21 protein-coding genes are annotated in these 22,215 nt (G+C 63.2%); 4 read left to right on the top strand and 17 right to left on the bottom strand.

Annotation, left to right across the window (positions count from 1 at the left end):
* Window positions 1-65: 65 nt before the first annotated feature.
* The 9 genes from odhB to NCHOL11_RS04580 form a co-directional block, all read right to left on the bottom strand.
* Window positions 66-1,313, bottom strand: coding sequence for a 2-oxoglutarate dehydrogenase complex dihydrolipoyllysine-residue succinyltransferase (gene odhB / locus NCHOL11_RS04620; protein WP_097091272.1), 1,248 nt, complete (start codon window positions 1,311-1,313; stop codon window positions 66-68).
* A gap of 8 nt (window positions 1,314-1,321) precedes the next feature.
* Complete coding sequence (locus NCHOL11_RS04615; protein WP_097092727.1) at window positions 1,322-4,117, bottom strand: 2-oxoglutarate dehydrogenase E1 component; 2,796 nt, start codon at window positions 4,115-4,117, stop codon at window positions 1,322-1,324.
* A 90-nt stretch (window positions 4,118-4,207) separates the two neighbouring features.
* Window positions 4,208-5,092, bottom strand: coding sequence for a succinate--CoA ligase subunit alpha (sucD, locus tag NCHOL11_RS04610; RefSeq protein ID WP_097091271.1), 885 nt, complete (start codon window positions 5,090-5,092; stop codon window positions 4,208-4,210).
* Window positions 5,093-5,191: 99 nt separating this feature from the next.
* Window positions 5,192-6,154, bottom strand: coding sequence for a malate dehydrogenase (mdh, locus tag NCHOL11_RS04605; protein WP_097091270.1), 963 nt, complete (start codon window positions 6,152-6,154; stop codon window positions 5,192-5,194).
* A 274-nt stretch (window positions 6,155-6,428) separates the two neighbouring features.
* Window positions 6,429-7,541 (bottom strand): cell division protein ZapE, encoded by a 1,113-nt coding sequence (gene zapE / locus NCHOL11_RS04600; RefSeq protein ID WP_097091269.1) that lies wholly within the window; start codon window positions 7,539-7,541, stop codon window positions 6,429-6,431.
* A complete protein-coding gene (locus NCHOL11_RS04595; RefSeq protein ID WP_255254710.1) occupies window positions 7,538-7,999 on the bottom strand; it encodes a PaaI family thioesterase in 462 nt (153 codons plus the stop codon). The genes zapE and NCHOL11_RS04595 overlap by 4 nt, the downstream gene beginning before the upstream one ends.
* Before the next feature lie 4 nt (window positions 8,000-8,003).
* On the bottom strand, window positions 8,004-8,792 hold the full coding sequence (locus NCHOL11_RS04590) for a succinate dehydrogenase iron-sulfur subunit (protein WP_097091267.1): 789 nt from the start codon (window positions 8,790-8,792) through the stop codon (window positions 8,004-8,006).
* Window positions 8,793-9,044: 252 nt separating this feature from the next.
* Window positions 9,045-9,827 carry a nucleotidyltransferase family protein gene (locus NCHOL11_RS04585; RefSeq protein ID WP_097091266.1) on the bottom strand — a complete coding sequence of 261 codons (783 nt, stop codon included), beginning with the start codon at window positions 9,825-9,827 and terminating at the stop codon, window positions 9,045-9,047.
* 48 nt (window positions 9,828-9,875) lie between these two features.
* The gene (locus tag NCHOL11_RS04580) at window positions 9,876-11,408 is read right to left on the bottom strand and encodes a M23 family metallopeptidase (RefSeq protein WP_255254709.1); all 1,533 of its coding nucleotides are present in this window, start codon (window positions 11,406-11,408) and stop codon (window positions 9,876-9,878) included.
* A 228-nt stretch (window positions 11,409-11,636) separates the two neighbouring features.
* On the opposite strand from NCHOL11_RS04580, the gene NCHOL11_RS04575 reads away from it, so the two are divergent.
* From NCHOL11_RS04575 to NCHOL11_RS04560, 4 genes are all read left to right on the top strand, one after another.
* On the top strand, window positions 11,637-14,240 hold the full coding sequence (locus NCHOL11_RS04575; protein ID WP_176502182.1) for a helicase-related protein: 2,604 nt from the start codon (window positions 11,637-11,639) through the stop codon (window positions 14,238-14,240).
* Window positions 14,233-14,529 (top strand): RNA-binding S4 domain-containing protein, encoded by a 297-nt coding sequence (locus NCHOL11_RS04570; RefSeq protein WP_097091263.1) that lies wholly within the window; start codon window positions 14,233-14,235, stop codon window positions 14,527-14,529. The genes NCHOL11_RS04575 and NCHOL11_RS04570 overlap by 8 nt, the downstream gene beginning before the upstream one ends.
* 85 nt (window positions 14,530-14,614) lie before the next feature.
* Complete coding sequence (gene fdxA / locus NCHOL11_RS04565; RefSeq protein ID WP_097091262.1) at window positions 14,615-14,953, top strand: ferredoxin FdxA; 339 nt, start codon at window positions 14,615-14,617, stop codon at window positions 14,951-14,953.
* Window positions 14,954-15,275: 322 nt separating this feature from the next.
* On the top strand, window positions 15,276-15,803 hold the full coding sequence (locus NCHOL11_RS04560) for a CarD family transcriptional regulator (protein ID WP_097091261.1): 528 nt from the start codon (window positions 15,276-15,278) through the stop codon (window positions 15,801-15,803).
* A gap of 118 nt (window positions 15,804-15,921) precedes the next feature.
* On the opposite strand, the gene NCHOL11_RS04555 is transcribed toward NCHOL11_RS04560, so the two are convergent.
* From NCHOL11_RS04555 to NCHOL11_RS04520, 8 genes are all read right to left on the bottom strand, one after another.
* Entirely contained in the window at window positions 15,922-16,152 is a 231-nt protein-coding gene (locus tag NCHOL11_RS04555; protein ID WP_097091260.1) for a hypothetical protein, read from the bottom strand.
* A gap of 206 nt (window positions 16,153-16,358) precedes the next feature.
* Entirely contained in the window at window positions 16,359-16,856 is a 498-nt protein-coding gene (locus NCHOL11_RS04550; RefSeq protein WP_097091259.1) for an asparaginase domain-containing protein, read from the bottom strand.
* Between the two features lie 71 nt (window positions 16,857-16,927).
* On the bottom strand, window positions 16,928-17,740 hold the full coding sequence (gene proC, locus NCHOL11_RS04545; RefSeq protein ID WP_097091258.1) for a pyrroline-5-carboxylate reductase: 813 nt from the start codon (window positions 17,738-17,740) through the stop codon (window positions 16,928-16,930).
* 9 nt (window positions 17,741-17,749) lie between these two features.
* Window positions 17,750-18,256, bottom strand: a complete 507-nt coding sequence (locus NCHOL11_RS04540) for a YbjN domain-containing protein (RefSeq protein ID WP_097092726.1) — start codon at window positions 18,254-18,256, stop codon at window positions 17,750-17,752.
* Window positions 18,257-18,364: 108 nt separating this feature from the next.
* On the bottom strand, window positions 18,365-18,664 hold the full coding sequence (locus NCHOL11_RS04535) for an accessory factor UbiK family protein (protein WP_097091257.1): 300 nt from the start codon (window positions 18,662-18,664) through the stop codon (window positions 18,365-18,367).
* A 46-nt stretch (window positions 18,665-18,710) separates the two neighbouring features.
* Complete coding sequence (locus NCHOL11_RS04530; protein ID WP_097092725.1) at window positions 18,711-19,259, bottom strand: TspO/MBR family protein; 549 nt, start codon at window positions 19,257-19,259, stop codon at window positions 18,711-18,713.
* A 164-nt stretch (window positions 19,260-19,423) separates the two neighbouring features.
* Window positions 19,424-20,161 (bottom strand): TlyA family RNA methyltransferase, encoded by a 738-nt coding sequence (locus NCHOL11_RS04525; RefSeq protein WP_097091256.1) that lies wholly within the window; start codon window positions 20,159-20,161, stop codon window positions 19,424-19,426.
* Window positions 20,161-22,182, bottom strand: coding sequence for a protein-disulfide reductase DsbD family protein (locus NCHOL11_RS04520; protein ID WP_097091255.1), 2,022 nt, complete (start codon window positions 22,180-22,182; stop codon window positions 20,161-20,163). The genes NCHOL11_RS04525 and NCHOL11_RS04520 overlap by 1 nt, the downstream gene beginning before the upstream one ends.
* Window positions 22,183-22,215 lie beyond the last annotated feature (33 nt).

Raw genomic sequence — 22,215 nt, 5'->3', positions numbered from 1 at the left:
TCTCTTTTCCTTCAGAAGAACAAGAGAGACCCCAGCTTGCGCTGGGGTGACGATAAGTGGTGTAGTTACAGGTCGATCAGCAGACGGGTCGGATCCTCGATCGCGTTCTTCACCGCAACGAGGAAGGTGACCGCTTCACGACCGTCGATCAGACGATGGTCGTAGCTCAGCGCCAAATACATCATCGGACGAATGACAATCTGCCCATCGCGAACGACCGGACGGTCTTCGATGCGATGCAGGCCGAGCACCGCCGACTGCGGCGGGTTGATGATCGGACTGGACAGCAGCGAACCGAAAACGCCGCCATTGGAGATGGTGAAGGTGCCGCCCTTCATATCGTCCATGGTCAGCGTGCCTTCCTTGGCCTTCTTGCCAAAGCCGCCAATCGTCTTCTCGATGTCCGCAACGCTCAACGACTCGGCGTTGCGAATGACCGGCACCACTAGGCCGTTCGGAGCCGACACGGCGACCGAAATGTCAGCGAAATCGTTATAGACGATCTCGTCGCCTTCGATCTGCGCGTTGACGCCCGGGATGTCCCGCAGCGCCATGCACACGGCCTTGGTGAAGAAGCCCATGAAGCCCAGACGGACGCCATGCTTCTTCTCGAACAGGTCCTTATATTTGGCGCGTGCTTCGATGACGTTGGTCATGTCCACGTCATTATAGGTCGTGAGCAGCGCGGCGGTGTTCTGCGCTTCCTTCAGGCGCTTGGCGACGGTCTGACGCAGACGCGTCATCTTGACCCGTTCCTGCTTGCGGCTGGGGCCTGACGCAGGGGCATCAACCGCAGGCGCAGCGGCCGGAGCCGAGGCCGTAGCCTTGGCAGTGCCAGCGGCCACGGCAGCCATGACATCGTCCTTGGTCAGGCGCCCGTCCTTGCCTGTGCCCTTGATCTTGCTCGGGTCGAGCCCATGCTCCAGCACCAGGCGCCGAACGGCGGGAGACAGCGTAAGGTTGCCGCCCTCTTCCTCATCCGCTGGCGCCGATGCGGCAGGCGCGGGGGTAGCAGCCTCTGCCTTCGCGGCGGGCGCAGGAGCGGTCGGCGCTGCGGGAGCTGTCGCGGCCGCTGCGCCTTCGTTGATCATCGCCAGCAGTGCGCCGACATTCACCGTGTCGCCTTCCTTGGCGATGATGTCGCCCAAGGTGCCGCCGACCGGCGCAGGCACATCGACTGCGACCTTGTCGGTTTCCAGGCTGACGATCGGCTCGTCAGCCTTCACAGCGTCGCCAGGCTTCTTCAGCCACTGGCCAACGGTCGCTTCGGTAACGGATTCGCCCAGCGTGGGGACTTTGACTTCAGTTGCCATGAGCTGTGTCAGCCTTTCTTCTGGCGGCGGATTTCTTCACGGACGCTGTGACCCAGCGCATCGGCGACGAGCGCGCCCTGTTCGGCGACATGGCGCTTGGCAAGGCCGGTGGCAGGCGACGCGGCCGCCTTGCGCCCGGCATAGCGAGCGCGCATTGGCGCCTTGCCCGCCTGAGCCAGCGCTTCTTCGACATAAGGTTCCACGAAGAACCAGGCGCCGTTATTGCGTGGCTCTTCCTGACACCAGATGACCTCTTCAAGGTTCGTCATGCGCTTGATGCGCAAGGCGAGCGCCTCGGTGGCGAAGGGATAGATTTGCTCGATCCGCAGGATCTGGACGTTCGTATCCCCGGCTGCGTCGCGCGCTTCCATAAGGTCGTAGAATACCTTGCCCGAGCATAGGACGAGCCGCTTCGTCTCGGCATCCGCAGCGCCGTTGGGGTCGGACAGGATCCGCTTGAAGTGCGTCTCGCCAACAAAGTCCTCTGCCTTGCTCACCGCCAGCTTGTGCCGCAGCAGCGACTTGGGCGTCATAATGATGAGCGGCTTGCGGAAGGGGCGCAGCATCTGCCGCCGCAGAACATGGAAATAGTTCGCGGGCGTGGTGATGTTCGCGACCTGGATATTTCCTTCTGCGCAGAGCTGCAGGAAGCGTTCTAGGCGTGCGGAGCTATGTTCCGGTCCCTGCCCTTCATAGCCATGCGGCAGCAGGCAAACGAGGCCGTTGGAACGCAGCCACTTCGTTTCCGATGAAGCGATATACTGGTCGAACACGATCTGCGCGCCGTTGGCGAAGTCACCGAACTGGGCTTCCCAGAGTACCAGGCTCTTGGGGTCCGCCAGCGCATAGCCATATTCGAAGCCGAGAACGCCATATTCCGACAGCGGCGAATCCAGCACTTCAAACCGGCCGTGCGGGACGGTCGAAAGCGGGATATATTTGTTCTCGCTATCCTGATCGACCCAGACGGCGTGACGCTGGCTGAACGTACCGCGTCCCGAGTCCTGACCTGACAGGCGTACGCCATAGCCTTCCGACAGGAGCGATCCGAAGGCCAGTGCTTCGCCGGTCGCCCAGTCGAAGTTCACACCGTTCCTGAACATCTCGGCCTTGGCCTCGATCACCCGCTTCAGGGTCTTGTGAACGTTGAGCCCTTCAGGGACGGTAGTCAGCGTCTTGCCAAGGCTGTCGAACAGCTTCTGGCTGATCGCGCTCTCGACATTCTGTCGCGCCGTTTCGGCATCGGCGGGCTTGTGAAGCCCGGACCAGCGGCCTGCGAACCAGTCCGCCTTGTTGGCCTTGTAGCTCTTGGAAGCCTCGAACTCTTCTTCGAGATGATTGACGAAGTCGCCCGTGACCTTGCTGACGAAATCATCATCCACGACGCCTTCAGCCTTCAGCCGTGCCGAATAGACGTCGCTGACCGGCGCGTGCTGGCGGATCTTCGCGTACATCTGCGGCTGGGTGAAGCTTGGCTCGTCGCCTTCATTATGGCCGAAGCGGCGATAGCACCACATGTCGATGACGATGTCGCGATGGAAGGTCTGACGATATTCGATCGCCAGCTTGCAGGCGAAGGTGACCGCCTCCGGATCGTCGCCATTGACGTGCAGGATGGGCGCCTGAACGCCCTTGGCGACGTCGCTTGGATAAGGCGAGCCGCGCGAGAATTGCGGGCTGGTGGTGAAGCCGATCTGGTTGTTCACGATGAAGTGGATGCACCCACCGGTATTGTAGCCCGACACGCCGGAAAAGCCGAAGCATTCCCACACGATGCCCTGCCCCGCAAAGGCGGCGTCGCCGTGGATCAGCACCGGCAGGACCTGCTCATGCTTTTCCAGATCGTCGCGGAAGGTCTGCTGCGCGCGCACCTTGCCCAGCACCACCGGATCGACCGTCTCAAGGTGCGACGGGTTTGGCACCAGCGACATATGGACCTTGACGCCATCGAACTCACGGTCGGTCGAGGTGCCAAGATGATATTTGACGTCGCCTGATCCCCCAACATCTTCCGGGTTGGCCGTACCGCCGGAAAATTCGTGGAAAATGACGCGGAAGCCCTTCGCCATCACATTGGCGAGCACGTTCAGGCGGCCGCGATGGGCCATGCCATAGACGATTTCGCGGATACCGCTCGCGCCGCCATGCTTGATGATGGCTTCAAGCGCGGGGATCATGGACTCGCCGCCGTCCAGTCCGAAGCGCTTGGTGCCGACATATTTGCGGCCCAGGAACTTCTCATATTGTTCGGCGTGGATCACCTTGGCCAGGATCGCCTTCTTGCCTTCCGGCGTGAAGTGGATTTCCTTGTCCTTGCCTTCCATGCGGTCTTGCAGGAAACGGCGCTCCTCCACATCGGCGATGTGCATATATTCAAGGCCGACATTGCCGCAGTAATTGGCGCGCAGGATGGCGACGATCTCGCGCACCGTGGCATATTGCAGGCCCAGCGTACCGCCGAGATATATCTTCTTCTCAGGATCGGTGAGGCCGTGATATTCCGGGGTCAGGTCGGCAGGCAGATCACGTTGGACGAGACCCAGCGGGTCGAGATTGGCCGCAAGATGACCGCGCACGCGATAGGTGCGGATCAGCAGCTGCGCCCGGATCGCGTCGTCAGCGGCGCTGACCGCGTCGGCATCCGAAACGGGCTTGCCCGCAGACTTGGCTGCGGCCTTCACCGCCACCTGCATCTGCGTCGGGTCGAGCGCACCGGTCAGGTCATCCGTGTCCGTCAGCGGCCAATTGGGACGCGCCCAGCTCGGCCCGCGTTCCGTTTCAAAGTCCTGGTTCTCGTAACCCATGCTTTCAAGTCCCATGCCTGCCGCGTGCAGTCGCGGAGCGGGGTATGTAAAGCGGCCGAGGTGCAGCCCGGCCGCCTTGTCCGTTCTGCCTTAGCCCTTCAGGACTTCGACAAGCGTCGAGCCCAGTTCGGACGGGCTGGCCGCGACCTTGATCCCGGCCGCTTCCATCGCCGCGATCTTGCTTTCCGCGTCGCCCTTGCCGCCCGACACGATCGCGCCGGCATGGCCCATGCGACGGCCCGGAGGCGCCGTGCGGCCAGCGATGAAGCCAGCCATCGGCTTCTTGCGCCCACGCTTGGCTTCATCGATCAGGAACTGGGCAGCCTGCTCTTCCGCGTCGCCGCCGATCTCGCCGATCATGATGATCGATTCGGTCGCGTCATCGGCCAGGAACAGTTCCAGCACGTCGATGAAGTTGGTGCCATTGACCGGATCGCCGCCGATACCAACGGCGGTTGTCTGGCCCAGGCCAGCATTGGTGGTCTGGAACACCGCTTCATAGGTCAGCGTGCCGGAGCGCGAGACGACGCCGACCGAACCCTTGGAGAAGATCGAACCCGGCATGATGCCGATCTTGCATTCGTTGGGCGTCAGGACGCCGGGGCAGTTCGGGCCGATCAGGCGCGACTTGCTGCCGGACAGGGCGCGCTTGACGCGCACCATGTCGAGTACCGGAATACCCTCGGTGATGCAGACGATCAGCGGGATTTCCGCATCGATAGCTTCCAGGATCGAGTCGGCCGCGAATGGCGGCGGAACATAGATGACCGAAGCGTCGGCGCCGGTCTTCGACTTGGCTTCCGCGACGGTATCGTACATGGGCAGGCCGATATGGCTCGTGCCGCCCTTGCCCGGGGTGACGCCCGCAACCATCTGCGTGCCATAGGCCAGCGCCTGTTCGGTGTGGAAGGTGCCGGTGGCGCCGGTCATACCCTGCGTGATGACCTTGGTGTTCTTGTTCACCAGAATGGACATGTCAGTCCCTTTGCATTCTGTGGACGTGGCACTTCAGGTGGAAGGCAGCATGTCCCAGGCTGCTCACTCACCTGGGACGCACTGGTGCAGCTCTTTGGCTCAGGCGAGCGAGGAGTCGATGCCCTTGCAGGCTTCGAGCAGTTCCTTGACGGCATCGACCGATACCTGAAGGTTCGCCTTGGCTTCGTCGTCGAGTTCGATCTCGATGACCTGCTCAACGCCGTCCTTGCCGATGATCACGGGCACGCCGACATAGAGATTGTCGACGCCATATTGACCGGTCAGGTTCGCGGCGCAGGGCAGCAGGCGCTTCTGGTCGAACAGATAGGCTTCAGCCATGGCGATGCCGCTGGTGGCGGGCGCATAGAAGGCCGAACCGGTCTTGAGCAGGCCGACGATTTCGCCGCCGCCCGAACGGGTGCGCTGCACGATGGCGTCGATGCGCTCCTTGGTGGAGCGGCCCTGCTTGATGAGGTCGGGGATCGGGATACCCGCGACGGTCGAATATTGCACGACCGGCACCATGGTGTCGCCATGGCCGCCGAGAACGAAGCTGTTCACTTCCTTGACCGACACCTGGAACTCTTCGGCGAGGAAGTGGCTGAAGCGCGCGGAGTCGAGGACGCCCGCCATGCCGACGACCTTGTTGTGCGGCAGGCCGGAAAATTCGCGCAGCGCCCATACCATCGCGTCGAGCGGGTTTGTGATGCAGATGACGAAGGCGTTCGGGGCATTGTTCTTGATGCCCTCGCCCACGGCCTTCATGACCTTGAGGTTGATGCCCAGAAGATCGTCGCGGCTCATGCCGGGCTTGCGAGCGACACCGGCGGTGACGATGATGACGTCGGCGTCCTTGATGTCGGCATAGTCGTTGGTGCCGGTGATCTTCGCATCGAAGCCTTCAACCGGGCCGCACTGCGACAGATCGAGCGCCTTGCCCTGGGGCACGCCTTCGACCACGTCGAAGAGGACGACGTCGCCCAGACCCTTCAAGGCTGCGAGATGCGCGAGCGTACCGCCGATATTGCCAGCGCCGATGAGCGCGATCTTCTTACGGGCCATATGCAATCATCCTCCAAGCATGGAAAACACGGGATTGCCCGCCCGCTTAGGCCGATCTCATTAATGATTCAACCAACTAAAAGGCCTCCGGGAGATTTATCTTTGCAATTCATTCGCAGTTTCATTAAGAGCGTTTCCGCCCCTGTTTGTTACGCGCTCCTACCCTGGCGCTGACTTGTCCCGCAGCGGCCACCTGCCGGACGCTTCCTCTCATAAGGAAGCGTCCGGGCCATTTTCAATGCGATGGATGAGGGCGCCGCTGCGCCGAAGAGCGTTATTTCGGCCCGTGCCCAAGCGCGAGATAATCGTCCGACTGCATCTCCATCAGCCGCGAAACCGTGCGTTCGAATTCGAACGCGCCGTCGCCACGGGGATAAAGCTGTGCAGGTTCTGCATCAGCCGATGCGAGCAGTTTGACCTTATATTCGTACAAGGCGTCGATCAGCGTGACGAAGCGGGCGGCTTCGTTGCGGTTCTCCGGACCCAGTACCGGGATGCCGACAATAATGACGGTGTGGAACCGCCGGGCGATCGCCAGATAATCAGGCGCGCCGCGCGCTTCGGCGCATAGGCGTTTGAAGGAGAAGACCGCCACGCCCTTCAAGCTCTTTGGCACATGCAGGGTGCGCCCGCCCTGCACTTCAATATCCTCCGCAGGCACCTTCGCCCGATTTTCCACCGGATAGTCGGTCAGGCGGAAGAAGGCGTCGGAGAGCGCCCTGGTCGCCTCCGGGCCGTTGGGCGAATGCCAGAGTTGCGCGTCGCCCAGACGATCCAGCCGATAGTCTGTCGGCCCGTCGAGCGTCAGAACGTCCAGCCGATCCTTGATGAGGTCGATGAACGGCAGGAAAAGCTGCCGATTGAGGCCGTCCTTGTAGAGTTCGTCCGGTGCGCGGTTCGAGGTGGTGACGACCGTCACGCGCTTGTCGAGCAGCCCGGTGAACAGGCGCGACATGATGGCGGCGTCGGCCATGTTGTTCACGACCATCTCATCAAAGCAGAGCAGCCGCGCCTCTTCGGCGAGCGAGTCCACGACCGGCGGGATGGGATCGCCCTTCTCCGCCTTGCGCACCTCCGCAAGCCGCGCATGGACGTCGAGCATGAACTCGTGGAAATGAGCGCGTTTCTTGTTCCGGACCTGCACGGTGTCGAAGAACAGGTCCATCAACATCGACTTGCCCCGGCCGACGCCGCCCCACATGTAGAGGCCGCGTGGGGGTTCGGGCGCTTTCCGCAGCAGTTTCCACAAGGTCGAACCACGCGGAGGAGCCGCCTCCAGTTCCTGCTGAAGCACGGCCAGCCGCGCTGCTGCGGCTTGCTGGTCCGGATCGGGGCGCAATTCCCCGGCCGCGACGAGCGCGTGATAACGCTCGATCACGCTGCTCATTTGGGGACCGGCACCTTTCGCACCGTGGCGGTGGAGGACGCGACCAGCGCGTCTTCCTGATGAAGCGTCAGACGCATGAAGAACAAGCGCCCGGTTTCCTGCAAGACCTCCACATCCGCCCGCAGCGGATGCCCCACTTTTCCGGAGCCGCAATATTGCATGGAAAGGTCGACGGTGACGGCAGCGGCCTGTTCAGGACGCCCCATGGCCGCCAGCGCGGCAAAATAGGCATGATCGGCAAAGGCGGCGAGGAAACCGCCATGCAGCGCGCCGTTACGATTGGCGTGCGAGCGGCGCGTTTCCAGCATCACCGTGGCGCGACGATCACCGGCACCTTGCGAATAGCTGGGCCCCACGGATGTGCTAAGAAACGTCTCCGAAACCGGATCGCTCCAGCGCAGCCAGTCAGCCCAAGGACCTTCCAGCACCAGGCTTACAGGGCCAGTATCGTCACTCACTGCATCAAAGCTGCCGTTCGACCATCATCTTCTTGGTTTCGGCGATCGCCTTGGCAGGGCTGAGACCCTTCGGGCAGACATTCGCGCAGTTCATGATGGTGTGGCAGCGATAGAGGCGGAAGGGATCTTCCAGCTCATCCAGACGCTCGCCGGTATATTCGTCGCGGCTGTCGGCCAGCCAACGATAGGCCTGGAGCAGGATGGCCGGGCCAAGGAACTTGTCGGAGTTCCACCAATAGCTGGGGCAGCTGGTCGAGCAGCAGGCGCACAGGATGCATTCGTACAGGCCGTCGAGCTTTTCACGGTCGGCGGGCGACTGGAGCCGCTCCTTGCCGCTCGGCGACGGGGTGACGGTTTGCAGCCACGGCTTGATCGAACTGTACTGCGCATAGAAATGCGTGAAATCGGGGACGAGATCCTTGATCACGTCCATGTGCGGCAGCGGCGTGACGCGCACTTCCTTGCCCGCGCAATCCTCGATCGCGGTGGTGCAGGCGAGGCCATTCTTGCCGTTCATGTTCATCGAACAGGAACCGCAAATGCCTTCGCGGCAGGACCGGCGGAACGTCAGCGTCGGATCATATTCATTCTTGATCTTCAGCAGTGCGTCGAGGACCATCGGACCGCAATTGTCGAGGTCGATCTCAAAGGTGTCATAGCGCGGATTCTGACCCGAGTCGGGATCGTAGCGATAGACCTTGAAGCTCTTGACGTTGCTCGCGCCGTCGGGAGCCTTGTGGGTCACGCCCTTACCGGAAATCTTGCTGTTCTTGGGCAGGGTGAATTCGGCCATGGTTTAAGATGTCCTCCGTCCGCGCCGATAATCATCATGGGGGCGCGCGCATGAGGCCCTTAGCGCCTCGTTCAGCCATTTGCTACCCATCAAAGTGGCAAAAGCTTGGACGGGTTGCGCTCAATCCCAATCACGCCATCCGTTCGGGCTGAGCTTGTCGAAGCCCTCTTCTTACGAAGAGGGGAAGTGGAGCCCTTCGACAGGCTCAGGGCGAACGGGAATTGAGGGTTGCGCGACCGAATAGCGCTAAAGCTAACCGCGACGGTCCAATATCTGTTCGATGAGGGCGACGTCCTCGACCTTGTCCGCGTCGATGCAGGCTTCCGCTTTGCGCATGGGCACCAGTCTGGCGAAGAGATCAAAGCGGCGGCCTACGCGCGCTATGCCGCCGCGCAATGTGGAGACGCGCAGCACGGCGCCGAGCAAGGCGATCGGCCCGAATGCGGCGAGGATCTTCCACCCCTTCTTGCGGTCCTGCTCCACCTCCTGCCAGAGGGAGATGATCGCGCGCGCCTTGGCGCTGCCGAACCAGAAGAGGTTGGCGCCCGACCACCAGCCGTCGCGGAACTTGAGCCAGGTGCGCCGGGACGACGGATAGCGAGCAAGCAGCGTTGCGCGTTCGACCATCGCCACCGCGATGTCGGCCCCGTCCGCCTCCGCAACGAACTGGTCGAGCATGTCGCCGTCGAGCAGAACATGGTCGGCCGTGGTAACGAGCAGCGGAAAGGGGAGATCGGGCCGGTCCAGGAGTTCGAGCAATGTGGATGCTATGCCGCTGCCGCTCTGTTCGAAGCGGACGCGCGGGTCCTCGTCCAGCCAGGCGGTGGCGGGATCAGCGCGGTAAAGCTCCGGCGTTTGGGTGAGAATGACTAGCTGTCCGACCGACGGATGCGCGAGCAGCGCGCGGGCGGGATAGTTGATCATAGGTTCGCCCCTAACCGGAGCGAGAGGCTTGACCGCGACCCCGGCCGCCTGCGCCAGAGGATCGGAACCGGGACGCGATCCGGCGAGCAGCAGGGCGGTGATCTTGGTCATGGAGGCGGGTTAGCGAAGCGGTCCGGGGACGGGAAGCGGCTAATTGCTCTATGTGGCAGGCGCGGCAGCCTGCGGCTTGTTCTGCGCGACCGTGACGGGGATTCCCGTCCGCAGGCTCTTGAGCTGCCTCAGCCGCTCGCGGAACGCGGACAGTTCACGCCCGGCAAGCTGCGCGGTGGTGGTGAACTTGACCGACAGCGGGTTCACCGTGCGGCCGCTGCGATACAGCTCATAATGGAGGTGCGGGCCGGTCGAAAGGCCGCTGGACCCGACATAGCCGATCACCTGACCCTGGCGGACACGCTGGCCGTAGCGTGCGGCGATGCGGCTCATATGCGCATAGCCGGTGGCAAGGCCATTGCCATGTTCCAGCCGGACATAATTGCCATGGCCGCCATGGCGGCCGGAATAGGACACGACGCCGTCGGTGGCCGCATAGATGGGCGAACCATAGGCGGCGGCGAAGTCGATCCCCGCATGCATGCGCGTGTAGCCGAGGATGGGATGGCGGCGCATGCCGAAGCCGGATGACATGCGCCCCCGCACCGGCGCGGACAGCACGCCGCGACGTTCGCCGACGCCCGATGCTTCGAACCACTGGCTGCGGCCGTCGCTGGTCCATTTCAGCATGTCGATGCCACGTCCACTGGCGCGGTGCAGGCCCGCGAACAACAGGTCGCCTACTTCGACGTCTCCGGTTTCCGCACGGCGATATTCGGTGATGATGTCGTAGCGGTCGCCGCTCTGGATCGATCCCAGATCGACCTGCTGCGCAATAACGCGCAGGAAGCTCTGGATCGCCTTGGGCGGCGCACCGGCCGCGCGCGCGGACTGATAGATGCTGTCGCCGATCACACCCTGGATGCGCAGCGGCGTATTGTCGACATGGATAGGCGTGCGCTTTACCTGAAGCATCCCACCTACCCGGTTGATTTCGAGCGCGAGGTCGAGCCGGGCGCGGAAAGCGAGATGATCCAGCGGGCGGGGCATGTCGCGGCTGGCGCGGCGGCCAAGAATGATGTCGAGCGGCGTACCCGGCTTCAGGCCCTTGGCAATGTCGCCGCTGGCAAGAGCCATCACCTGCGCGGCGTCGGCATTGCTGACGCCAGCGCGCGACAAGGCGCGGCCGAGCGAGTCACTCCCCCCGATCTGGGCGCGCAATTCGATCTGCGGGCGCTCCGGCGTCTCACGCAGGGGCTGGACGGCATCGGTGGGCCCCATGCGCCGCCCGCTGTCCGCGCCCATGGCAAGCGGCGTGATCATCTGGCTGCGCACTTCCTCGAACTGCGGAGCGTCGAGCAGCGGTTGCGGTGCGCCCGGCAGCGGCTGGAAGCCCGGCGAGAGGTAGAGCGCTGACGCACAGAGGCCGAAACAGGTGGCAAGGCCGCGGAACCAGGTGCGGCTGCCGACATTTTGGCCAAGATCGGGAACCAGCTCGACATCGTCCGCCCATTCGCGCAGGCGGGTGCGCCAGTCTCGGCTATCGGCAGCCGCGAAGGGACGCCCGCCGATCGCGTCAGTCACCCAGAGGGATGCGGATGCGCCCCCCTGCTGAGGGCTGAATTGACTGCCGTGAAACACTTTGGAAAAGCCCCCCACGGGCTGCAATTTCGCCCGGCCCCCGCCGCGCGTTCGTGGGCATTGTTGTGAACGCATAGGGTTAAAGTCAAATAAAGACGGATTTTTTAACTCTTTTCACGCGACGAAACGTGGCCTTCGGCCGTTGAGTGACACAAGCTCCACCGCTCCGAGGAGAATCACTGCCTTCCCCTTGCCCTTGCAGCGCTCATCCCCGACATAGAGAGGATCATGGCTCAATTTGCCCGATCGCCCGTCACAGCCGTGCTGGGTCCCACCAATACCGGCAAGACGCATCTGGCCGTCGAGCGCATGTGCGGTCATTCCAGCGGCATGATGGGCTTTCCGCTCCGTTTGCTGGCGCGCGAAGTCTATGACCGGGTGGTCGCGATCAAGGGCGCGCATCAGGTCGCGCTGATCACCGGGGAAGAAAAGATACTCCCGCCCGGCGCGCTCTATTATCTGTGCACCGCTGAATCGATGCCGGTCGATGGGGATTTCGCTTTCGTGGCGCTGGATGAGGCGCAACTTGGGTCCGACCCGGAGCGCGGGCATGTGTTCACCGACCGGCTCCTGCGCGCGCGCGGGCGGGAAGAGACCATGATCCTGGGCTCTGCCAGCATCGGCCGGGTCGTGAAGGCGCTGGTGCCGGACGTTGAGATCATCAGCCGCCCGCGCTTTTCGACATTATCCTATGGCGGGGCGAAGAAATTGTCACGCCTGCCCAAGCGGTCCGCGGTCGTCGCCTTCTCGGCGGAGGAAGTCTATGCCGTCGCGGAAATGCTGCGCCGCTTTCGCGGGGGCGCAGCCGTTGTGATGGGCGCGCTCTCCCCGCGCACGCGCAACGCGCAGGTGCAGATGTTCCTGAATGGCGAGGTCGATTATCTGGTCGCCACCGATGCGATCGGCATGGGGCTGAACCTCGACGTCGCCCATGTCGCCTTCGCTTCGCTGCGCAAGTTCGACGGCCGACGGACGCGGCGGCTCACCATAGCGGAAATGGCGCAGATTGCGGGGCGTGCAGGACGGCATCACAAGGATGGCACTTTCGGCAGCCTGGGCCATGAAGATGGCGACGCGGCGTTCACGCCCGAAGAGATCGAAGCGATCGAAGATCATCATTTCCCGCCTGTCGAACAGCTGTTCTGGCGAGAGGGGAAGCCGCGCATGGACAGCGTCAACCGGCTGATCATGGAACTGGAGACGCGGCCTGACCGGGATGAACTGCGTGCCGCACCCGAAGCGGTCGACCTTGCCGTGCTGCGGCGGCTGTCGGACGATCCGCTGGTCATCGAAAGGGTTCAGGGCAAGAAAGCGGTCGAACGGCTATGGGCCGCTTGCGGCCTTCCCGACTTCCAGAAGCTGGGCGCGGACCATCATGCGCGCACGGTGAACCGGATCTGGCGCTTTCTGTCGGAGGGCAGCGGCCACATTCCACGGGACTGGTTCGCCCAGCAACTGACGCGACTCGATTCGGTTCAGGGTGATATCGATACCCTGTCCGCGCGGATCGCGGCGGCGCGGACATGGTCCTACATCGCCCACCGCCCCGACTGGCTGGCGCATCCCGCCGAGATGGCAGAGCGGACGCGCGCTCTGGAAGAGCGGCTTTCCGATGCCCTGCATACAGCGTTGACCCAGCGTTTCGTGGATCGGCGCACCTCAGTCCTGCTGCGCGACATGGGGCAGGATGCGAGCAATCTTCCGGTCGATGTGGAGCAGGACGGGACGGTCTGCGTCGATGGCGAGATGATCGGGCGACTTGACGGATTTCGTTTCTCGGTCGATCCGGCTACGCGGCATCAGGATAGAAAGATGCTGCTGGCGGCGGCGGAACGCCGTCTTGGAAGGATATTGCGAGTGAAGGCTGACGAATTGCTGGGCGCGCCCGGCACCGATTTCGTGCTGATGGACGAGCCGGGACAGGCGCCTGGTATCGGCTGGCAGGGTAATGCCGTCGCGGCGCTGCTTGCTGGGTCCTCGCTGCTTGCGCCGGAAATCCGGCTGGATCGCGGGCTCCTGGCGCTTGGGCAGGATGTGCAGAAGCAGGTTCTTGCGCGCCTTGCCGCCTGGGTGGAGGCGCAGAAGGAAAAGCATCTGCTACCCCTCGTCAAAATGGCCGCCAGTGCCGCCGATCCGGCCGTGCCTGCGGTGGTGCGCGCGGTCTTCGCCCAATTGGCGGACGCTGGCGGGGTGATGGCCCGGACGGATCTGGACGCCGCCCTCAATCATCTCGACAAGGACCAGCGCCACCTGCTGCGCCGCGCAGGCATCGATATCGGCGTTCTCGACATCTATCATCCCGGGCTCTTGAAGCCAGGAGCTGCGCGGTGGCGGTCGGCATTGCTGGCGGCGCGGATCGCCAAGCCTTGCCTTCCGCTTCCCCTTCCCGGCCTGACGCTGATCCCCGCAGGTGAAAGGGCGGAGCAGATGGGCGCGCGTATCGCGGGCTTCAGGGGCTTTGACGCCCAGATGCTGCGGATCGACATGGCGGAGCGCATGGCGCGAGCGGCGCATGAAGCGATTGCGAAGGGCGAGGCCTTCACAGCCCTTAGCCCGCAGATCGTGTCGCTCGGCCTCAACGAAGCCTCCTTCCTCCAATTGATGCGCCTTGCCGGGTTCCGGCCGATCGAACCAGCGGCGGAAGGCGGCGCGAACTGGACGTTCCGCGGACGGCAAAAGGCTCGACCCGACCAGCAGCAGGGGCGTGGGCCGAATCGGCGCGCCGCGCCTGCGCGCGGTGCATCGCCCCGCCCCGCCGCCGCAAGCGCAACGCCGGCGAATGGCAACCATGCCTTTGCGGGCCTGGCGGAGTTGCTGGGCCGCAATGGCTGAGAGCGCCCCTGCCGGCAACCATGGGCCGAGCCTGCGCATCGACAAATTCCTGTGGTTCGTGCGGCTCGCGAAAAGTCGGTCGATGGCGCAGAAAATGGCAGAGGATGGGCATATCCGGCTGAACGGCCGCCGCATCGAGCGAGCCCATGCGCCGGTGCGGACGGGCGACCTCATCACCTTTCCCCATCATCATGGCGTGCGCGTGGTGCGCGTCGTCCAGCTCCCCGGCCGCCGTGGCCCTGCCCCCGAAGCGCAAAGCTGCTATGAGGAACTGAAGCTAGGCGATTAGGGCCGCAACAATATCCTCATTGACCTTCGCGCGCGCGCGGCATAGCAGGGCCGCCGCTGTCGAAACCCCTTTAGAGTGCTGATCCATGACCTATGTCGTGACCGACAACTGCATCCGCTGCAAATATATGGATTGCGTCGAGGTCTGCCCCGTCGATTGCTTCTACGAGGGCGAAAACATGCTGGTCATCAATCCGAACGAGTGCATCGATTGCGGCGTGTGCGAGCCGGAATGCCCGGCCGAAGCCATTTTGCCCGACACGGAAAATGGCCTGGAAAAGTGGCTGGAACTGAACACCAAATTCTCCGCTGAATGGCCCAACATCACCGTCAAGGGCGACGCACCCGCCGATGCTGATGAAATGAAGGGCATTGAAAACAAGCTGGAGAAGTTCTTCTCTCCCGAGCCCGGTTCCGGCAGCTGATCATAGGGTGGCGTCGATAAAATCATCGACGCGCTCATGGCAAGGAGCGCCCTGCCATTCGGCCGGAAAATTCGGCGGCTGGGCAAGAGCAACTTACTAGCCCTAGCGTCTCACCCTCGCACCTACTCCCGGATTTTGCGTCTGGGGGTGGCAATTTTGTTACGAATCTGCTAAATGAAGGACAAGAGGCGGAAATGGTCGCATCCGTCCTGGAGTATTCGCTCATGTCCTGACGGTGACGCCGTGGATTCCCCGGTTGCGCCTCATCCGCGCTTCTGTGACCGGCGGTTGCTCGTCTCCGGTAGAATTAGAAAGGTTTCAAATGGCTGCCAAGGCGCTGTCCTTTGACGTTGGTGATTATGTCGTTTACCCCAAGCATGGCGTTGGCCGTGTGGTGGAGCTTCAGAAGGAGCAGATCGCGGGCATGGAGCTGGAGCTGTATGTGCTCCGGTTCGAAAAGGAGCGCATGACGCTCCGCGTGCCGACGAACAAGGCCGAAGGCGTCGGCATGCGCAAGCTTTCGTCGAACAAGACCCTGGAAGAAGCGATCGAAACGCTGAAGGGCAAGCCGAAGGTGAAGCGCACCATGTGGTCGCGCCGCGCGCAGGAATATGAAGCGAAGATCAACTCCGGCGATCTGGTTTCCATCGCCGAAGTGACGCGCGACCTGTTCCGAGCTGACGATCAGCCCGAGCAGAGCTATTCCGAACGCCAGATCTTCGAAGCTGCGTCCAGCCGTCTTGCTCGCGAATTAGCCGCGATGGAAGAGACGGACGAGCCGAGCGCCCTCAAGAAGATCCTGCGCATCCTGAACGAAGCCGCCCCCAAATATGCCAAGGTGGAAGGCTGAATTTCCTTAACCGAGCCGATGACGGCAGGTGAAGCAATGTAGAAAGGGCGCTCCAAACAGGGGCGCCCTTTTTTTTGTGGTGCTGAGTTTAGGCACGGCGCGGCCAAGCTGTTCCCGCCTATTCGCCGTTCGCTGCGTCCTTTGCTGCGCTTCCAACATCACTCGCGGCTTGACCGACTTGCGTGGCAGCGCTCTCGACCGCGCTGTCCTTGCGGGTCTGGCTGCTGATCAGGAAAAAGGCGGCGATCGCCACTACTACCACGAGGAGCAGGACAGCAATCGCCGTGCCGCCGCTGCGCTTCTCAATCACCGTAGTCGTCGTCGTTGGACGCTCCTGATAATCGGCCATGAATTTCCTCCTCATCGTTACGCCACCCGCACGAATAATGCGCGATGGCGGAGGCGGTTCCTGCGTCAGATATGGGGACGGTCGCGGGATAGATGTTTCACGCGGAGATGCGAGAAATGATCTTCGGGCAGAGTGTTGATCGGAACCATTCAACCCGTTCGGCTGAGCCTGTCGATGTGGAGATGGCGCTGACGCGGATGGGCACCTTATCGCGGGACGAAGGCGCCTTTTGCCCGGTCCTTTACGACCTGATCTGCGCGGAACACCGATCCGCTCATGCTGATGTAGACGCCGGGCCCGGCAATCTGGGCTGTCGCGAAGGCCATGCCCAGGTTGAAGCTCGCGTCGCTTTCACCGAAACGCGCCGGGGCGAGCGCGCCGACAAGCACGATCGTCTTGCCTGCTATGTCCTCAAGCGTCCTGGCCGTGTCCGTCATGGTATCCGTGCCATGGGTGATGACGATATGGCTTTCCGGCGCGGAGAGAATCCGCTCGCGGATCTGCGCCCGGTCGGCGTCGTCCAGTTCCAGGCTGTCCTTGCGCGTCACCTCTTCTATGCGGAAGGGGCGCTTGACGCCGCCGATCTGCAGCAGTTTGGCGACCACGCTTTCGCCGACCTTATAGTCCGACAAGGCATCGAAATAGATTTTGTCGATCGTCCCGCCGGTGGTCAGGAGCAGGATCGGCGTATCGGCAGGCAGCATGACAAACTCCAATATTCACAGATGCCCGGACAGCCACGCCGGGCGCCTTAAACTCGCATCGGGAGCGCGGATCAGCGCGCGCGGGCGATTTCCTCGCCCCGGTCCCGTGCCGCCGCCAGCGTATCGATGAGAAGGTTGAGCAACCGGTCGTCCGCGTCGAGGACGTTCAACCCCTCGCGTGTCATGCCGCCGGGGCTCGCCACGCGGTCAGCCAATGTCGCTGGGCTTTCCTCCGCCTGGGCAGCGAGATTGGCAGAGCCCTGGACGGTAGCGAGCGCCATCCTTGCGGCCTGATCGGCCGAAAGCCCTATGGCTGCTCCCGCGCGCGAGAAGGCGTCGATGAAACGGAACAAGAAGGCAGGGCCACAGCCCGACAGGGCGGTCAGCGCGTTGAACTGCCCTTCCTCTTCGATCCACTCGGCCGCGCCCAATGGCTTTATGATCGCATCCACTGCGGATCGCGCTGCTGGCGAAACATCGCGGTCGGCATATAGTCCGGTGACGCCCTGCCCCAAGGCGACCGGCAGGTTCGGCATCGCCCGGATAACGTCCCGGACGGCCGGAAAACGTTGCCGCAGGTCGGCAACCGGCGTCCCGGCCAGAATAGAAACGATGCGCGTGTCCGCCATGCACAGCGGTGCCAGCGACACCGCCACATCATCCAGCTGATAGGGCTTCATACCCAGCATGACCATCGCCTGTGCCGGGAGCGAGGCGGGGTAATCGGTCACCACTTGCACCCCATCCGCGACCGCACGGCCGCTGGGGCGCAACACGGTGACGCGCGCGGGATCAAGGCCGCATGCCAGCCACCGGGCGAGCATTTGCCCCGCCATATTGCCGCAGCCGGCCATGAACAGGTGCGCGGGCCAAGCTTGCGTCATGGACAATCCTCAGGCTTCGCCGCGCGTCTCGATCAGGCTGGCGGAGATCGCCTCGGTCGGGCTCTTGCCGCCCCACAGGACGAACTGGAACACGGGATAGAAACGCTCGCATTCGTCGATAGCCGTTTCGACCAGCAGCTGCGCCTGGTCGAGCGTCAGCACGCCCCCCGCGCCCAGCAAGGCGCCGTGGCGGAACAATATGATGCCGCTTGACGACCATAGCTCGAAATGGCCGAGCCAGAGCTGTTCGTTGATGAGGCCAAGGGTTTCGTAGATCGACGCGCGCTTTTCATCCGTCACCCGGATGTCGGGCAGCGCCAGCAATTGCAGGACCTGATCCTCATCGCGCCAGATGCCGCGCAGTTCATATTGCGCCCAGCTACCCTGGGTGCTCGCGACGATCTCATCCTCGCCGACCTGATCGAAACTCCACCCATTCGCTTCGAAATAGGCGGCCAGCATGTCGATCGGAGCGGCTTCCTGGCCGCCATTTTCAAATTCGTCGCTGTCCATCATATGTGGGCCATAGAGCATTTCCCGGCGGCAAGGAAACCACCGACTGAGGGAAACGCATCAAAATAGCCGATCGTTGCCCAAATCCAACGGACAGGCGGCGAAGCTTGCTTATTCCGCGTCGCCCGGCTTGGTTTTGGGGGATCGGACGGTTTTCGTGACCGGCTCAGCCGAACGCCCTTCAAGAGCATCGATCCGCGCTTTCAGCAGTTCGATCTCTTCACGGGCAGCGGCAGCCAGCGCCTTCACCGCATCGAATTCGTCGCGGCTTATGAAATCCATGCCGCCGATCCATTCCTTCGCCTTTTCGCGGGCGTTGGTTTCGAACTCGCGGGTCATGCCAGCGACTGTTCCCGCAGCGCCGTTCACCAGCTTGGCAAGGTCGTCGAAAAAGCGGTTTTCGCTCTGCATGATCTTAAATGTCCTTGTTTGCCGACGCGTCCTTCGCGTCACGAAATCATATCTGGGTCTTGAGCGCCGGTGCGACAAGGGTCTCGGCCCCCGGGTTCAAGCGGCCGATCTCATAATTCAGCGTCGAGGCAAAGGCCAGCCACGCCAGATAAGGCAACAACAGCAATCCCGCGAGGCGCCGGATGCGCCAGAAAAGCCATGCCGTCACCGCCACCACGACGAACAGCACAATGATGAGCGCCAGCGCATTGTCGACCTGATGCGCCCGGAAGAAAAGCGGCGACCAGACGAGGTTCAGTGCGAGCTGGACCAGGAAAAGGATGATCGCTGCTCCCCTGCCCCTTGCCCCCCGCGCATGGATGACGATGGCGAGCGCGAGCCCCATAAGAATGTAGAGGATGGTCCAGGCAACGCCGAACGCCCAACCCGGCGGCATGAAATCTGGCTTCACCAGCGCGTCGAACCAGCGGTTGCCATAGCCGCTGTTGGCGAGCTTGCCCGACAGGAAGCCAAGGAAGACGATGGCCGGGACGGTGACAAGTGCCCAGCGCAGATAGGCCAGGCGCAGTTGACCCGGGGACGCGATTTCGTTCATCGGCGGCGCAGCTCCACTCATCCTCTTTCGCGGCCGCCAGCGAATCCCTTGAAAATGCTGTCAAGCCGTATGGCGATGGTTTGCGGTGAAACACTTCATCCCGCAACCCGCGAATGAAGGCCGGGTTTCAGCATTTGTCACAAAATCAAACGTCCGGCCCCCGGTCATCCCTCCCGCTGCGCGCAGATCAGGAACTCGACATTGCCCTGTGGTCCGGTGATCGGGCTGGCCGTCACGCCCAGCACGCTCCATCCGTTCGATGTCAGCCAGTCATGCACTTCCTGGCAGACGCGCGCATGAATGGCAGGATCGCGGACGACGCCGCCCTTGCCGACTTCTTCCCGCCCTGCTTCGAATTGCGGCTTGATGAGGGCGACGAGATGCGCGCCCGGCCGCGCGAAGCCGAGTGGCCTTTCCAGCACCTTGGCGAGCGAGATGAAGCTCGCATCACATACGATGATGTCGATAGGCTCAGGGATATGGTCGGCGGTCAGGATGCGGGCGCTCGTCTGTTCATGCACGATGACGCGGGGGTCCGACCTCAGCTTCCAGGCAAGCTGGTTCGTGCCGCTGTCCACGGCATAGACGCGCGCCGCTCCGTTGGTCAGCAGCACGTCGGTGAAGCCCCCGGTCGAGCTTCCAACGTCAATGGCAACCATGCCACTGACGTCGAGCGCGAAATGCTCGATGGCATGAGCGAGTTTGATGCCGCCGCGGGACACCCAGGGGTGATCGCGGCCCTTTACCTCCAGCGCTGCGTCTTCCGCGACTTGCTGTCCGGCCTTTTCGATCTTCCGGTCGCCCAGGAAGACAAGGCCGGCAAGAATGAGCGCCTGCGCACGGGCCCTGCTCTCCGCCAAGCCACGATCGACGAGCAACTGGTCGGCCCGCACCTTCGCCATCAGCGCACAAGCCCCGTCAAAGTGGATACGGTCAGCAGTTGCGGCAAGGTCCGCCCCGGGTAGCCCGGCGCATAAAAGAGGTAGAGCGGCACGCCCGACCGCCCCTGCTTCTCCAGGAAGCGCGTGATTGCGGGGTCGGCGTTGGTCCAGTCTCCCACCATCACGGTTACGCCCGCCTTTCTGAAGGCCACCCGCGTATCGGAACGGTCGATGGCTGCCGCCTCATTGGCCTTGCAGGTCAGACACCAATCGGCAGTGAAATAGAGGAACACAGGCTTGCCCGATGCGCGCAGGCTCGCGAGGCGCGCCTCATCGAAGGCGACGCTGCCATTCTCCGCCTGTGCAATGCCATCCGCGCGCGCAGGCAAGGCCGTAGCACCCGCGCCTAGCAGCAACAGCGATGCGGCTGCGACGGCAAGGCCTCCACGCTTGCCATGATGTTGGCGCTCTCCAAGCCACCAGAGCAGCAACGCCAGCAGCAACGCCGTGCCGAGGCCGATCGTCATGGCGAGCACGCCCCGCTGCTGCCCCAGCAGCCAAGCCAGCCCCAAGGCGGTCACGAACATCGGGATCGACAGGATCCTCTGGAAGGTACGCATCCATGGGCCAGGCCGGGGCAAACCTGCTCGCAAGGCAGGCACATAAGCAAGCAGCAGGAAGGGGAGAGCGAGCCCAAGCCCGAGCCCAGCGAAAACCGCGAGCGCCGCCGCCAGCGGCAACACCAGCGCCGCGCCCATCGCGACGCCCATGAAGGGGCCGGTGCATGGCGTGGCCACAAAGGCGACCAGCGCGCCGGTCCAGAAAGAACCGGCAACGCCAGCCTTGCCCGCCAGCTTCCCGCCGCCGCCAAAGGCGCTGAGTTCGAATAGCCCGGCAAGATTGAACGCCACCGCCGTGACCAGCAGCAACAGCAGCAATATGATGCGCGGGTCCTGCAACTGGAATGCCCAGCCCGCCGCGACACCCGCCGCCCGGACCGCGAGCAACAAGCCGCCCAGCGCCAGGCAGGTGAGGATGACGCCAGCGGCATAGCCAAGCGCTTCCCGCCGAACCGCCGCTTCGTCGCCCCCCGCTCGGGCCAGCTTGAGCGCCTTCAACCCCAGGATCGGGAATACGCAGGGCATGATGTTGAGCAGAAGCCCGCCCAATATCGCTCCGCCCAGTGCCAGCATGGCTGTGGACAACAGGCCGGAAGCTGGCCTGGCGACCTCGCCCGGCCGCGCGGTCAGCAGGAAGCCCACATGATCGCCGGTGCGAACAACCGCCTCGACCGCGCCTTCCTTCAAGCCCTGCCCTGCTTCGGTTTCGATCAGCAGCCGGTCGCCCTCGCGCTGCACCTTTTGCGGCGCGGCATAGCGGACGACGCCATCCGCCAGCGGGAAAAGATGGACATCAGCCGCCGCAGCTTCCCGGGGAAAGGGAATGGACACAAGCAACTTGCCATCGGCAACAGCATAGGCCGCCTCGCTCCCCAGCGGCCGGGGCAGGCGCGCGCGCCATGTATCGAACCGGGACTGAACGGCAGGCGACACGGTGCCGTCACCTACGATCAGATCAAGGGCGATGTCCGCGCTTTCGGGCACGCATATCTTGTCAGTGCAGGCCAGCCACTCCGCCTTGCCACGGATCGGCAGTCGCGTGCCCTTGGCCACCTCTGGCGCAATGCGTAACGGCGCAAGAAGCGCGTAGGGACCTTCATAGACATGGTTCATGAGGCCGGAGATCAGCAGGGTTTCTGGCACGGGGTAACGGAGCGGGCCGACGCTGACGCCCTTTGGCAACGACCATTTGACCGTCATGCCCAAGCCCGCATCGCCCGGATTTTGCCAATAGCCGTGCCAGCCCGCTTCGGGCGTCATGGCGAAGGCGATCAGGCTCGCCGATCCCGGGGCAGGCGCTGGACTTTCGGGAACGAGTTGCAGGGCGATGTGCGGCCTGCCCGATCCGAATGCGCCCTGGGCGCTAGCGGCCGGCGCGACAAAGAGCGCCAGCGTCATCAAGAGGACATGGAAAATCCGCATCGGGCCTCTGTTCGCGTAGATCACAGCGGGCTA

This window comes from Novosphingobium sp. Chol11, from assembly GCF_900218065.1.
Lineage (GTDB): Bacteria > Pseudomonadota > Alphaproteobacteria > Sphingomonadales > Sphingomonadaceae > Sphingobium > Sphingobium agri.
This window is presented reverse-complemented; position numbering and strand designations above follow the sequence as displayed.